This is a genomic window from Streptomyces sp. NPDC006208 (genome assembly GCF_040613775.1).
Classification (GTDB): Bacteria; Actinomycetota; Actinomycetes; order Streptomycetales; family Streptomycetaceae; genus Streptomyces.
In genome coordinates this window covers 1-13,757 of record NZ_JBEXSW010000006.1, presented here as the reverse complement: position 1 = coordinate 13,757, position 13,757 = coordinate 1, and the positions used below count along the sequence as shown (strand labels likewise).

The following is a 13,757-nucleotide window of genomic DNA, read 5'->3' as shown; positions in this document are numbered from 1 at the left end:
CCGCCTGGCCGTGTCTGACACGTCCCGCCTGGTGCGTGACGCCCGGCAGCCCTCCCCCGGAGCTTCGCCCGGGGGTACCCCCGGCTGCGTTGTCGGTGTCATCCGAGTACGTCCGGTACGAGGATGATCTCCCCCGGCCTCCGGCCGGGGGGTACCACCCTTGCGATTGCATGCACCGGATGCCGCGCACCCCGCCCTGCGGGCGGACGGCGCCATGTGGCAGACACGGCCTAGGCCGGGGCGACCAGCAGCGGCCGGGCCCGCTCCCTCAGCTCCACGACCCGCGGCTCGTCGCCGTACGGCTCGAGGCGGTGCAGCAGGTCCCGTACGTACTCGGTCGTACGCGCCGAGGAGATCCGGCCCGCGACCTCCACCGCCCGGGTGCCGGCCGCGCATGCCGCGTCCAGATTGCCCGACTCCAGCTCGGCGACCGCCGAGACGACCAGACGTAAGCCGTGCGAGCGCACGAACTCCTCCGTCGGCCGCGACAGCGCCTGCTCGGTGAATCGGCGTACCTCACGCGGCGCCTTCAGGTCCCGGTAGCACTCGGCCGCGTCCGCCGCGAACCGGTCGTACGAGTAGAAGCCCAGCCAGGTCGGGTCGGTGTCGCCCTCGCGCGAGCGCTCCAGCCATCCCTCCGCCGACTTGAGCGCGGCGCCGGCCGCCGCCGCGTCGTTCGCCTTGGCGTGCGCCCGTGCCTCCACCAGGCGGAAGAAGCTCATGGTGCGGGCGGTGGCGAGGCCACGGTTGCGCTCCAGCGCTGCCTGGGCGAGGTCGACCCCTTCGTCGGCGAAGCCCCGGTAGGTCGCCTGCAGCGACATCGACGCCAGGACATAGCCGCCCAGCGGTACGTCGGCCGCGGCGCGGGCCAGGCGCAGTGCCTGGATGTAGTACCGCTGCGCGGCCTCCTGCTGCCCGGTGTCGAAGGCCATCCACCCGGCCAGCCGGGTCAGCTCGGCGGTGGCCCCGAACAGCGCGCGGCCCACCTCGTCCGAGTACGAGCCCAGCAGCAGCGGTGCCGCGTCAACCCGGAGGCACTCCGGCACCATCGACGAACGCCAGTCCCCACCCCCGTACTTGGAGTCCCAGCGGCGGGCATCCTCTGCGGCCTCGCGCAGCTTGGCGACATCGCTGTGGCCCACCCGGACCGGGGAGTCCGCCGTCTCCGGCAGCTCCGTGGCCCCGGGGGCTCCTGGGGCCCCTGCGGTGTCAGAGGTGCCCCTCGCCGTGTCCACCGAGCGCTCGACGGATGAGTCGGCGGGGGTTATCAGCCAGCGTGAGGCCGGTGTGGCGTAAGCGCTCACTGCGAAGGATCCGGCCAGTGACTGCCAGATGCCGCCGCCGCCCGCCCGGCGACCGGCCAGGTCGAGGCGGTAGAGCTCGGTGGCCGATTTCACCGCCTCGCCCACATCGCGCGGGAAGGCGAGACCGACCTCCGGCGCCGGGTCGGCGTCGGCGAGGCCGATCTCGTGCAGCGGCACGGGACGGCCCAGTTTCGCGCCGATGGCGGCGGCGATGAGATGGGGCGCGGAGCCCTGAGGCACCATGCCCTTCGACACCCATCGCGCCACCGACGTCTTGTCGTAGCGAAGGGTCAGACCGCGCTGCGCACCGAGGTCGTTGACCCGCCGGGCGAGGCCGGCGTTGCTGATTCCCGCGAGGGCGAGAACGGTGCCGAGCTTCTCGTTCGGCCCGCGTTGCTCCCTGGACATGCGCCACCCCTCGACACACAGACGGCCGCCGCGTCGCGCGAGGCGCACGGCATTCGTACTGTGTCCTCCTGGTTTGCACAGCACCCTTGGACCGGTCCCGGCTGCAAAAGCACCCGTCCGAGCCCTTCGGAATATGCGCGCCCGCGGAGGACAGCAGTAAACACAGCGTAGTTCGCCACATCCCGACCGTTAAGAGGCGGTCTTCCGTATGGCGAGATTGTTGTCTGTACGGGCGGTTGGCGCGTACGCCCCCGTGCCCCCGCCGTGTGGCCGTGCGCCCGTTCGTGCGCTCTGGCCGGGGCGTGTCGGGAGCGCTTCCATGAGTCCTGCGTGGGTCGGCCCACTGCGACTGGAAACCAGTGGGCTGGGGGACACCGCCGTCTCAATCCCCGCGGGCGGCGGACCGGTCCGGGAGGTGAATCGAGTTCAACTGATCCTCCCGGACTGCGAGTTGAGCTGAAACCGGTGCGTGTGCACGAACACAGAATGGCCGAATGACGTCTGTCCCCAAAGGCCCTTCGAGGCCCCGTGCAGACCCTCGGCGGTCCCCGGGCGGGGCCGGCGACCGTCACCAAACGGCCATTGCCAGGGGCGTGTTCACTTTTTGCGCGCGCTACCCGGACACCCTCCTGCGCGCCTCCTTCGTGGCAGCATGTTCCCGAACGGCTTCGGGAATGTGGTGGAGGCGGCGATGCGGTGGCTGGTGGGGTGGAGCAGTATCGCCGCGAACTTCGGTACGGCAGGGGCCGTCGGGGCATCCGGCGAAGGCCGAACGGTCCACCCCGTAGGAGCCCAACTGCTGTGGGGCGATCCCGATCCGCTGTGGGCGGTCGGCGACTGGCGCCCCGATGAGGTCAGGGTCGTCACCGTCGCCCCGCCCCAGCGCAACGTCCCGGGCGGCACGAGCGCACCCGCCGTCACCCGCCTCGCCGTCCTCGGCTGCTGCGCCGCCAGCGACGAGGAGCTGCGGGTCGGGCTGTTCGCCGCCCGTGGCGGCGCGCTGCGCCATCTGACCGCATGGGCCGGCAGCTACACCGCCGTCGTCCAGGTCGGCCGCCGGATCACCGTGGTGGGCGACCTGGCCGGGGCGAGACCCGTCTTCTACACCCCCTGGGCGAACGGCACGGCCTACGCCACCGCGGCCCTGCCGCTCGCCGACCTCATCGAAGCCCAGCTGGACATCGGCCACCTGGCCGCGCTCCTGGCCTGCCCCGAGACCCCGGAAGCGCTGCGCGACTCCACCCCGTACGCCGGGGTCAGACGCATCCCGCCCGGCCATGCGCTGATCCTGCGCGAGGGCTCGCGGGAGATCACCGGGTACGAGCCGGTGGCGTCGCTTGCCGTCGCCGGGCCGCAGATCGAGGCCGGGCGCGCCATCGACGGCGTGCGGGACGCGCTCGTCGAGGCGGTACGGGCGAGACTCACCGCACCTCGGCACGCCCCGGAGACCCTGCCGCCCGACCCGGGGCCCGTACCCGGCATGGGGCCCGCCGAACGCCGCGCGGCACGGGGGGCGCCTGCGCCCGGAATCGGTGCGGACCTGTCAGGGGGCAGCGCCTCCAGCACCCTCGCCCTGCTGGCGGCCGGACTGCCCGGCGTGCCGGGCACCGTGCTCGGCCATGGCACCGGCGCGGGTGAACGGCTGCTCGCCGTCACCTTCAACGACCTCGCCACCGGCGATCACGAGGCCCGTGAACCCGAACTGGAACGGGCCCGGGCGATCGCCGCGAACCCGCGACTGCACCATGTCGTGGTCGCCGGCGGGGAGGAGACACTGCCGTACGCCGGGCTCGACACGGGCCCGCTGACCGACGAGCCCGCGCCGTCCCTGGTGGTCGCCGAACGCCACCGGGGCCGCCTGGCCGCGGGCAGCGCCGACCACTTCACCGGGGCGGGCGCACGGCAGGTGCTCGACGCGCACCCGGCGCGCCTGGCCGATCTGCTGCTGGACCGGCGCCGGCGCCATCTGCTGCGGCCGGTCACGGCGCTCGCCCGCGCCGAAGGACCTTCGCCGCAGTCGCTGTTCGTACCGCTCACGGTGTACCGGGCGGCGCGGCGCCTGGCCCGTACGCCGTACCGCACCGGCCTGGAGACGGCGGCGGACCGGCTGCTGGCGGCGAACCGTCCGGGCGGCGGGCCGCCGGGCGGACCGGTGGGTGCCTCACTGGCCGCCCTGACCTGGTCACGGCCGGGACCGGCGGCGCGCTGGCTGACGGGAGAGGCACTCGCTGAAGTATCGGTTCGTCTGACGGAGGCGGCGACCCGGCCGACGTCCGTCCAGCGGCCCGGCGAGGCACGGGCACGGGCCGCTCTGACCCGGCACGCCGCGGACCAGCGGATCCTGGAACAGGCCGCAGAGATCCGCAGCCAGCGGCTGCACGCCCCCTTTCTGGACAACCAGGTCGTACGGGCCTGCCGGGACCTGCCCGAGTCGCTGCGGGTCCAGCCGGGGGCGCGCACCGCGGTGCTGCGGGCGGTCCTCGCGGGCACGGGCATCCACGATCTGCCGACGGGGTGGGGCGCCCCGACCCAGGCTGCCTCATCCACGACGGCCCGGGCAGGCCTGCGGGCGGCGCTCCCGCATCTGATCGCCCTCTTCGACGCCCCCTTGCTCGCGGACGCCGGTCTCGTGGAGGCGCGGGTCGTCCGCAAGGCGCTGCGGGCCGCGTCGGAGGGCGAACCCGTGCCGTTGGACGGCCTGACCGACCTGATCTCCACCGAGCTGTGGCTGCGCAGACTGCTCTCGCGCCGCGGCACCTGCTGGACGGGCACGGCCGCTCCGCGCTCGCGCGCGGTCGCGGGTGGTGTACCGCAGAGGCCCACGCTTCAGGCCTGAGACTTCGGCGCGCCGCGCGGGAGAAGGGCGGTGCTTGCCGCGTCCGGTCCGCCCTGGCTAGTGGCAGGTGATCTGCGCCTGGGCCCAGTCGGCGAGCGCCACCGATCCGGCCGGCGTGCGTGGTTCGACGACGAGGCGGATCGTCTTCCGGCCGGAGAGCGGCACATGCACCGGCACGGCGGAGTCCCCGCGGCGGATCACCGCAGACCGCCACAGCGGCGCGCCGTCCCCGTACACGGAGAAGCGCACCGCGCCGGGTCCGAGCGTCATGTCGTCGACCCCGACGAGTGCGTCATAGGAGGTGCACCGGCGGTTGAGGTCGATGGTGACGGACGACGTGGCGTGCACGGTCACACCGTGTCCGTACCGCTTGCCGTCGATCGACATGCCCCAGCGCTGCCACAGCCAGGTGCTCCCGCGAAGGCGCACCTCCGGCTCGGTGTGGTCGCCGAACGCGCCGTACTCGAGCCTGTTCACCTGGTAGACCTCGGCCGCCGGAGGGGGAGGCGGCGGAGGTGGCGGAGCCGTGGGCGGGGCGGGAGGCACCGGGGCGGGCTGCTGAGGCCGGGACGGCGTCGGGGTGGGGGTCGGGCTGGGCGCGGGCGGCGCCGGGGCCTCGGACGTGGGCGTCACCGCAGCCGCCTGCCGGGGGGATGTGGGCGCAGGCGACGGTGCGGATTCCGCTCGCCGCGTCGGGGTGGGTGCGGACGAAGCCGGCGGCTCGGGTTCCGGGCCCGGCGCCGGCGGCCGCGATTCGACGGGCCTGATGGCCGCCGGCCTGGCCTCCGGCCTGGTCGTCTGCTCGGGCTCACTGGACATGGCCCACACCAGCCCGGCGGTCGCGGCAACGCCTGCGGCCGCCGCGATCCCCGCCTTCGCGGGCGCGCCCAGCCCTTTTGCCACCGCCCCACCGGCGGCTGCGCCGCCAGAGGCGCTGCCTGCCGCCGAGCCACCCGCAGCGGTGGCAACCCCGGCCACCCCGGCCGCTCCCGCGGCTCCGCCGGCCACGATCCCCGCGGCCTGGAGCGAGTAACCGGCGGCGAACCAGCCGATGACCGCGACCGGGAGCAGCGCGGGGATCCCGGCGTTGACATGCGCCAGCTCACCCGCGGCCAGACGGCACTTGACGCACTCCTCCAGATGCTTGCGCAGCCCACGCTCCGCCCGCATCCGTAACCCGCCCCGCGCGTACGCGCCCAGCCGGTCCGCGTACCGCGCACAGTCGCCACCCGAGGTGAGGGCGGTGGACACATGGGCCTGGAGGTAGGCCTGCCTGAGCCCCTCGCGGGCCCGGCCGGCCAGCACCGCCGTGGCATTGGCGGTCAGCCCGAACAGCGGTGCGACCTCGCTCGGCGACTCCTCCTCGACGGTCGTGTGCCACAGCACGGCCTGCCACCGCTCGGGCAGGGAGCGGAAGGCCTGCAGGGCGAGCGACTGCTCGGCCTCGTGCATCGCCCGTACGTCCGCGCCCAGATCGAGCGTTTCGTCGCCCGACACGTCCGTGCTCGCAGCGGCCGCCGCGGCGAACACCGCGAAGTCGTCTACCAGTTGCTCGCGCTTCGCCGTCTTCGCCCACGCCGCGGCCACGCGCCGCACCGTCGTCAGCAGGTACGCCCGGACCGCCTGCCGGGGCCCGGAGCCACCGCGCACCGCCTGCAGTGTCCGCGCGAACACCTCGGCCGTCAGGTCGTCCGCTGTGTGCGCATCCCGGCAGCAGGTGCGCGCGTATCTGCGGACGGCCTGCGCGTGCCTGCGGAACAGTTCCTCGTACGCGCTGTCGTCGCCGTCCCGCATGCGCTGGACCAACTCGCCGTCCGACCAGGGCATTTCGCGCGACTGCGGCAGGGCGGCGCCGCTGCGGCCGCCCTCGCGCTGCGGCGGTACGGCGTACTCCTCGGCGGGGTCGGACCGGTAGCCGGCGGTCCCTGACGCATCCACCGGGCCGCCCTGGACAGGCACTTGACGAGACGGATTCCCGGTGGTGGCCCTGCTCGCACCGTCGAGTGACTCGTCCCGACCGTCACCGCTCATCGCGACAAGCTCCTGTAAGCACCCGCGGACCCGAACACCGGGCAAGCGTGACACAGAGAGGCCATGCACCGAACCCCCGTGTCCGGCAACCACCCATCCGGGGAGACTTCCCCGAAAACGAGCACGGTCCATCACTCGTTCGGGGAAGGCTCATCGGCCGCATGGTCGCCGAGCCACGGTGTCGTTCGGCGTCGTCCGGCATTCGTGCGGCGGGCGTCAGGCGTTCTCAGGCCGACCGCGGGCGCAGACCCTCCAGAAGAATCTCCAGCAGCCGGGCCGAGGCCGCTTCCTGCTGCGCGGCATCCGGCAGCGAGGGCGCGGCCGTGGCTATCACCAGCAGCACGTCCGCCACGGTCACATCACCGCGCAGCTCACCCGCCGCCCGCGCCCGGTCGACCAGCTGACCCACGACCTCCAGCAGGTCCGCGGCACCGGCGTCGTCCCGCTCCTCTGCCGGCGCCGACCGAGGCGCGACGACGCGCAGCCCAGGCTGCGTACCGTGCCGCTGGTGCAGCACCCGAGGCACGTCATGCGCCTCGCGCAGACCGCCGCTCGCGGCGTCCCCGGGCTCCTCGCCGTCCGCGCCGACCCTCAGTACGTGCGGCGGCAGCAGGCGCCCGGCGCCGGACGCAACCGACGTGCGCAGGAAGCGGGAAAGCGCCGACCACGGCTCCTCCTCCTGCCCCAGCGCCGTACGCGCCTGCTCGGTCAGCCGGGAGGTCTCCTCCTCGGCTATCCGCCGCACCAGCACGTCCTTGCTCGGGAAACGGCGGTACACCGTTCCGACACCGACCCTGGCCCGTCGCGCCACATCCTCCATCGGTGCGCCGTAGCCCAGTTCGCCGAACACCTCGCGCGCGGCGCGCAGTACGTGCTCGAGATTGCGCTGTGCGTCCACCCGCAGCGGTGTCGAGCGGCTGGCCCCGCCCGATCCCGCCTGTCCGTTCCCACTACTGTCCGCGGCCGAGGCCACGGCCGATGCGGACGACGCATCCGCCGCAGCAGACGAGACAGCAGCAGCCTGCCAATGCGAATCCTGAATATGCATAAGCGTTCCCCCGGTCATGTTGTCTCCCCCCGGAGACCTCCCCGCCCAGTCCGCCGGGCGTGCCGTGACCCGGCACCCCGACCGAGTACGAACATAGTTGAGCCAGGGTCAATTCAGAAGGGGGTACTTCCGCACACTGCGCCCCCCGATCGGAGCAAGGGCCGGAAGGTTCCCTATTCGGCCCCCTCCCAGCACCCTTCTCGACCGGTCTGACCTGCGGACCTTCCCTTTCGTCCGAAACCGTGCCCCGGTCGGGCCACAGTCGTCTTCCGGTCACACAATTTGCCGGGGCTGTGGACAAACGCTTGAGCCCGTTGCGTCATGGGAAGGTGAAGGCTGCAAACACCCGGGGCGCGACCCCCGGCACCCCGCCGCGCACGCGCATTCTCGTCGTCGGCGGCGGTTACGTCGGGATGTACACGGCACTGCGCCTCCAGCGGAAGCTGAAGCCCGAGCTCGGGCGCGGCGATGTGGAGATCGTCGTGGTCACACCCGATCCGTACATGACGTATCAGCCGTTCCTCCCGGAAGCCGCGGCCGGCTCGATCTCCCCACGTCATGTCGTGGTCCCGCTCCGTCGCGACCTCGACGGATGCACGATCGTCATCGGCGAGGCCCGGACAATCGATCACGCCAAGCGCACGGTGACCGTCGCGACACTCGCCACCGAGGAGGAGGGCACCGGCGCGACCGAGTTCACCTACGACGAACTCGTCCTCGCACCCGGATCCATCTCCCGTGCCCTGCCGGTCCCCGGCCTCGCCGACTTCGGTATCGGTTTCAAGACCGTCGAGGAAGCCATCGGCCTGCGCAACCACGTCATCGAGCAGATGGACATCGCATCGTCCACGCGCGATCCGGCCATCCGCGACGCCGCCCTCACCTTCGTCGTCGTCGGCGGCGGTTACGCGGGCGTCGAGGCGCTGGCCGAGCTCGAGGACATGGCCCGCTACACCTCGCGCTACTACCACAACCTCAAGCCCGAGGACCTGAAATGGATCCTGGTGGAAGCGGCCGACCACATCCTGCCCGAGGTCGGTGAGGAGTTGGGCAGGTACGCCGTACGCGAGCTGCGCGCCCGCAACATCGACGTACGTCTCGAGACCCGCCTGGACTCCTGCGAGGACCGTGTCGCCGTCCTGAGTGACGGTTCGCGCTTCCCGACCCGTACGGTGGTGTGGACGGCCGGGGTCAAGCCCGCGCCGATCCTCGCCGCCACCGATCTGCCCCTGAACGAGCGCGGCCGGCTGACCTGTACCGCCCAGCTCTCCGTCGCCGGCGTCGAGCACGCCTGGTCGGCGGGGGACGCGGCGGCGGTCCCCGACATCACCTCGGACGAGCCGGGCGCGGAATGCGCGCCCAACGCCCAGCACGCCGTGCGCCAGACCAAGGTTCTGGCCGAGAACATCGTGGCGTCGCTGCGCGGCGAGCCCCTCCAGGAGTACGCCCACAAGTACGTCGGGTCGGTGGCGTCCCTCGGCCTCCACAAGGGTGTCGCCCATGTCTACGGCCGAAAGCTCAAGGGTTATCCGGCCTGGCTGATGCACCGGGTCTACCACCTCAGCCGCGTGCCCACCTTCAACCGCAAGGCCCGCGTACTCGCCGAATGGACCCTGGCAGGCCTGTTCAAACGCGAGATCGTCTCCCTCGGCTCGCTCGAGCACCCGCGTGCGCAGTTCGAACTGGCCGCAGGCGGCCGGCGCAACGGGCGGGGCAACGGCAACGGCGCGAAGAAGAAGGAAAAGGACACGGGGCCGCAGGACGGATCCGATCCCGGCAGCTCCAGAGGCAGCTGACGGGGCTCCGGATCCGGCCGACGGCGCTCGGCAAAGACGACTGTCAGTCCGGTCGGCCACACTGGACGTGTGACCATAGGTGGGCTCACACCTGCACAGAGTGACCCTTGGCGACAAACCCATTGAGGCTAGAAAGTCAGTGAACTTCACGCGTTGGAGCCCAAGGCTCCCCGGTACGCAGCGTCGCGCCGCAGCGCGGGGGACCGATCACGGAATCTCCCCGGCCCAGCGAGGCGAAGGCGCCGTACCCGCGGCCCGCGGCGAGTACGGACAGCAGCTCGAGCCGCTGCCCGATGTCCCCGCCCTCGAGGACTTCTCCGCTCCTGAGATCCTCGGCCGCCTTCCCGCCCTGGTCGCGCTCGTGTACGGCACCGAGCACCGCATCGCCTACGTCAACGACGCCTACGCCCAGGCCTTCGGCCACCGCCCGGCCGGATCGGTCGCCGCCGAGGCCTGCCCCGAGCTCGTCGAGCTGGGCCTGCTGCCGCTGATGGACCAGGTCCTGCGCAGCGGCAAGCCGCGTACGGTCAAGTCCCGCAGGACCCAGGGCGGCGGCTCGTACACGGTCACCTGCCTGCCCGCCGAGTGGTCGGGCGATCACAAGGACACCGAGGGCGTGCTCGTCTTCGCCGCCGATGTCACCGACCACGCCGAGGCGGCCGAACGGCTGCGGGCCAGCGAGCGCCGTCACCGCGAGACCGCGGTGACGCTCCAGAGGTCGTTGTTGCCGCAGGAGTTGGAGCAGCCCGACGATCTGCGCTTCGCCGCCACGTATCAGCCGGGCGGCACGGACGCCGCGGTCGGTGGCGACTGGTACGACGTGATCACCCTCGGAGCCGGCCGCACCGCCCTGGTCATCGGCGACGTGATGGGCCGTGGGGTTCGCGCTGCCGCCGTCATGGGCCAGCTCCGCACCGCCGTACGGGCCTACGCCCGCCTCGACCTGCCGCCGCACGAGGTGCTCCAGTTGCTCGACGGCCTCGCCGCCGAGATCGACGCCAGCCAGATCGCCACCTGTGTCTATGCCGTCCACGATCCGAACGAAGGCCGGCTCGTCTACGCCTCCGCCGGCCATCTGCCGATCCTGGTCCGCGACGAGGACGGCACGGTCCGCCGCGCGGCCGAGCCGACCGGCCCCCCGCTGGGCACCGGCGGCTGGCTGCACACCTCGGGGACGATCGACCTTCCGCCCGGCTCCACCGCCGTCCTCTACACGGACGGCCTGGTCGAGCGGCGCGGCGAGGACATCGACGAGGGAATGGCTGCTCTGGAGCGGGCGCTCGCCGGCGCGACCGGGACCCCGCAGGTGGTCTGCGACCGGCTGATCCGCTCCCTGGGGGTGACGGCGGATCATGACGACGATGTCGCCGTTCTGGTGATCCAGCATCCGACGCGTACGGGAGGGGACGCCGAGCTGTTCCACAACGCCGCCCTCGACCTGCTCGGCGGCATCGAGGCGGCGCCCCGCGCACGGGCGTTCGCGTCAGGGGTGCTGGCCTCGTGGCGGTTCTCGCCGGAGCTGCACGATCTGGGAGTGCTGGCGGCCAGCGAGCTGGTCGCCAACTCCTTGCAGCACGGCGTCCCGCCGATGGGTCTCAGACTCCGGCGCACCGACCGGCGGCTGATCATCGAGGTGACGGACGGGGACGATCATCTTCCGCGCCGCCGTCGCGCGGAATCGGAGGACGAGGCGGGTCGCGGGATTTCCATCGTCGCGACGATCGCCTCGTCCTGGGGGTCCCGCCGCACACCGGGCGGCGGGAAGGCGGTCTGGTGCGAGTTCGCCCTGCCTCAGTGAGCTGAGGCAGCGACCACGGGCTGTGTGTCCTGCCCGGTCTGCGGATCCTGCTCGACCTTGTGCACCGCCACCACACGCGACTTCGCGGCGAGCGACGGCTGGTCCTGCGCGGGGGTGAGCCGCCTGCCCAGGCGCAGCGCCAGCACCGTGATGCCCAGCGAGAACAGCGTGAACGTCACGATGTATGGCCCGTGCAGCGCGGCACCCATCGGGCCGCCGACGGCCGGGCCGACCGCGAGGGCGAGCTGCTTGACCAGGGCGAACGCAGAGTTGTACTGACCGACCATCCCCTCTGGGGCGAGATCGGCCACCAGCGGGGCCACGGTCGGCGACAGCATGGCCTCGCCGAGCCCGAACAGCGCGTACGTGGAGATGAACGCGGCCGTCGCCATCGCCTGGCTGCCGTGGCCGAGCCCGGCGTACCCCGCCGCGATCCAGGCGACGGCCCAGATCAGCCCGACCGAGGCGATCACCCGGCTGCGCCTGCGGCGCTCCACGAACCTCAGTACGAGGAACTGCGCGGCCACGATCACCGCGGTGTTGGCGGCCAGCGCCGTCCCCAGCGTCGCGGGCTCGATCCCTGCGGCCTCGGTGCCGTATGCGGCCAGGCCCGACTCGAACTGTCCGTAGCAGGCGAAGAAGAGGACGAAGCCGAGGACGCACAGTTGCACCATCGCCCGGTGCCCGAGCAGTGCCCGTATGCCGCCCCTCGCCTTGGCCTCGGTGTTCGCGGGCCGGGCCTCCTGGAGGGTGAGTGAGCGGGGCAGCCGCACGGTGAGCGCGATCGCGGCCAGCACCAGGAACATCGCGGCCTCGATGCCGAACAGCAGGGTGAAGCTGGCGGGCCGGCTCTCGTCCACGATGTGGCCGCCGATCAGACCGCCGATGCCGAGCCCGAGGTTCTGCAGAAAGAACTGCATGGCGAACGCGCGGGTCCGGGTCGCGCTCTCCGAGCACCAGACGATCATGGTCGCGAGTGCGGGCTGCATCACGGCCGTGCCGGCGCCGAGCAGCGCGGTGGACATGACGACGGCCGGTACCGAGGTCGCGAGCCCCATCCCTGCGGCACCGACGGCCGCCAGCACGGCAGCCCCCACCAGCACCGGCAGCGGCCCGCGCCGGTCGATGACCCGTCCGGTGAACGGGAGGGCGACGAGTGCGGCCATCGCGAAGACCGCGAGCACGGCACCTGCCGAGCTCGAGCCCAGGTCCCGCACCTGCGCCACATAGACGTACAGATACGGAACGGTGAAGCCGAGTCCGAACGCGCTCAGCGCGTTCCCCGCCTGGATCCGGCGCATCGCTGCACCCTTCGCCTTGGTCACGTTCACCCACTTCAGGTATCAGAGGACTGAAGCCTCAAGACTTCAACAGTAAAGTTAGAACGTCAACAGTACACATCGAAGGACTTCGACGCCAATCGAGCCGTGCGATACTTCGGCGCATGCCTACTGCGACCCCTGACGGCCCTGCGTCGCCCGGCCCCCAGGAGCCCGGCCTCGACGAGCAGATCGCCGCCTACCAGCGCGAATTCGGCGATCTGGACCCCCAGGTCGAGAAGGTGGTGTCGGCCCTGGGCCGGCTCAACCGCCGGATGAACGTCGCGTACGGCCGCCAGGTGGCCGCCCTGGGCATCAGCAACGCCGAGTGGGAGGTCCTCAAGACACTCGTGCTCGCAGGCTCTCCCTACCGCCTCGGCCCAGGGGAACTCGCCAAGCGCCTCGGTCTGACCCCGGCTGCCATGACCCACCGCATCGACCGCATGGCGGCCGAGGGACTGGTCACCCGCGACCGCGACGAGACCAACAGGGTCCGCGTGATCGTGGAGCTGACGGACGAGGGCCGCACGAAGTGGCTCGAAGCGATGCGCATGGCGACGAACTTCGAGGAGGACCTGCTCCAGGACCTCTCGGGCGCCGAGCGGGCTGTCCTCGGCGAGCTGCTCATCCGCGTGCTGCGCCGGGTGGAACACACTCAGCCGGACGCCGGCGGCAGGCTCACCGACCTGGAGTAGAACGTCACACGGCGGAGGTTGACACGGCCCTCGCCGGTCCGTAAGGTTCTTCGAGTTGTCGCGGGACCGGAACGGTTCTGCGACGGCCACTCACGCCGCTGATGCGGCAACCAAACTCAGCACGAACTCCCGGTCGGGATGATTTCGGCATGCCGAAATCTATTTCGAGGGCTCGATTATGAGCCGCCTGGGAAATCCGCTAGAGTTTCGGACGTCGGAACGGCCCAACAGCCGGAAAGACAACTCCCGCTGACTGGGAATCAGGCCCGAAAGGATCTGATAGAGTCGGACTCGCCGGAAAGGGAAACGCGAAAGCGTGGAACCGGAAAGCGCCCGCCGGCCGGGAATCGGACACGAAAGAGTCTGATAGAGTCGGAAACGCAAGACCGAAGGGAAGCGCCCGGAGGAAAGCCCGAGAGGGTGAGTACAAAGGAAGCGTCCGTTCCTTGAGAACTCAACAGCGTGCCAAAAATCAACGCCAGATATGTTGATACCCCGTCCATCTTCGGATGGCAGGGTTCC

At 71.7% G+C, this 13,757-nt stretch carries 8 protein-coding genes; 4 read left to right on the top strand and 4 right to left on the bottom strand.

Features of this window, described 5'->3' with window-relative positions; all coding sequences use genetic code 11:
* Nucleotides 1-230: 230 nt before the first annotated feature.
* Complete coding sequence (locus ABZ208_RS05900) at nucleotides 231-1,712, bottom strand: MFS transporter (protein WP_356908346.1); 1,482 nt, start codon at nucleotides 1,710-1,712, stop codon at nucleotides 231-233.
* A gap of 691 nt (nucleotides 1,713-2,403) precedes the next feature.
* Between ABZ208_RS05900 and ABZ208_RS05895 the strand changes: the two genes are divergently transcribed.
* A complete protein-coding gene (locus ABZ208_RS05895; protein WP_356908502.1) occupies nucleotides 2,404-4,548 on the top strand; it encodes an asparagine synthase-related protein in 2,145 nt (714 codons plus the stop codon).
* A 57-nt stretch (nucleotides 4,549-4,605) separates the two neighbouring features.
* On the opposite strand, the gene ABZ208_RS05890 is transcribed toward ABZ208_RS05895, so the two are convergent.
* Both ABZ208_RS05890 and ABZ208_RS05885 read right to left on the bottom strand, forming a co-directional pair.
* Nucleotides 4,606-6,579 (bottom strand): sigma-70 family RNA polymerase sigma factor, encoded by a 1,974-nt coding sequence (locus ABZ208_RS05890; RefSeq protein ID WP_356908345.1) that lies wholly within the window; start codon nucleotides 6,577-6,579, stop codon nucleotides 4,606-4,608.
* Nucleotides 6,580-6,805: 226 nt separating this feature from the next.
* Entirely contained in the window at nucleotides 6,806-7,627 is an 822-nt protein-coding gene (locus tag ABZ208_RS05885) for a helix-turn-helix domain-containing protein (RefSeq protein ID WP_356908344.1), read from the bottom strand.
* Nucleotides 7,628-8,040: 413 nt separating this feature from the next.
* Here ABZ208_RS05885 and ABZ208_RS05880 point away from each other — a divergent pair, with 413 nt between their 5' ends.
* Both ABZ208_RS05880 and ABZ208_RS05875 read left to right on the top strand, forming a co-directional pair.
* Entirely contained in the window at nucleotides 8,041-9,423 is a 1,383-nt protein-coding gene (locus ABZ208_RS05880) for an FAD-dependent oxidoreductase (protein ID WP_356908501.1), read from the top strand.
* A gap of 139 nt (nucleotides 9,424-9,562) precedes the next feature.
* Nucleotides 9,563-11,221 (top strand): SpoIIE family protein phosphatase, encoded by a 1,659-nt coding sequence (locus ABZ208_RS05875; protein ID WP_356908343.1) that lies wholly within the window; start codon nucleotides 9,563-9,565, stop codon nucleotides 11,219-11,221.
* Here the strand turns inward: ABZ208_RS05875 and ABZ208_RS05870 are convergent.
* Entirely contained in the window at nucleotides 11,215-12,522 is a 1,308-nt protein-coding gene (locus ABZ208_RS05870; protein ID WP_356908500.1) for an MFS transporter, read from the bottom strand. The genes ABZ208_RS05875 and ABZ208_RS05870 overlap by 7 nt on opposite strands.
* 143 nt (nucleotides 12,523-12,665) lie before the next feature.
* Between ABZ208_RS05870 and ABZ208_RS05865 the strand changes: the two genes are divergently transcribed.
* Entirely contained in the window at nucleotides 12,666-13,235 is a 570-nt protein-coding gene (locus ABZ208_RS05865; RefSeq protein WP_328399050.1) for a MarR family transcriptional regulator, read from the top strand.
* The last annotated feature ends 522 nt before the right edge of the window (nucleotides 13,236-13,757 follow it).

Coding starts and splice junctions, on each gene's coding strand:
- ABZ208_RS05870 (WP_356908500.1), bottom strand. CDS start 12,522: ATGCGCCGGATCCAGGCGGGGAACGCGCTGAGCGCGTTCGGACTCGGC.
- ABZ208_RS05900 (WP_356908346.1), bottom strand. CDS start 1,712: ATGTCCAGGGAGCAACGCGGGCCGAACGAGAAGCTCGGCACCGTTCTC.
- ABZ208_RS05890 (WP_356908345.1), bottom strand. CDS start 6,579: ATGAGCGGTGACGGTCGGGACGAGTCACTCGACGGTGCGAGCAGGGCC.
- ABZ208_RS05865 (WP_328399050.1), top strand. CDS start 12,666: ATGCCTACTGCGACCCCTGACGGCCCTGCGTCGCCCGGCCCCCAGGAG.
- ABZ208_RS05885 (WP_356908344.1), bottom strand. CDS start 7,627: ATGCATATTCAGGATTCGCATTGGCAGGCTGCTGCTGTCTCGTCTGCT.
- ABZ208_RS05895 (WP_356908502.1), top strand. CDS start 2,404: ATGCGGTGGCTGGTGGGGTGGAGCAGTATCGCCGCGAACTTCGGTACG.
- ABZ208_RS05880 (WP_356908501.1), top strand. CDS start 8,041: ATGTACACGGCACTGCGCCTCCAGCGGAAGCTGAAGCCCGAGCTCGGG.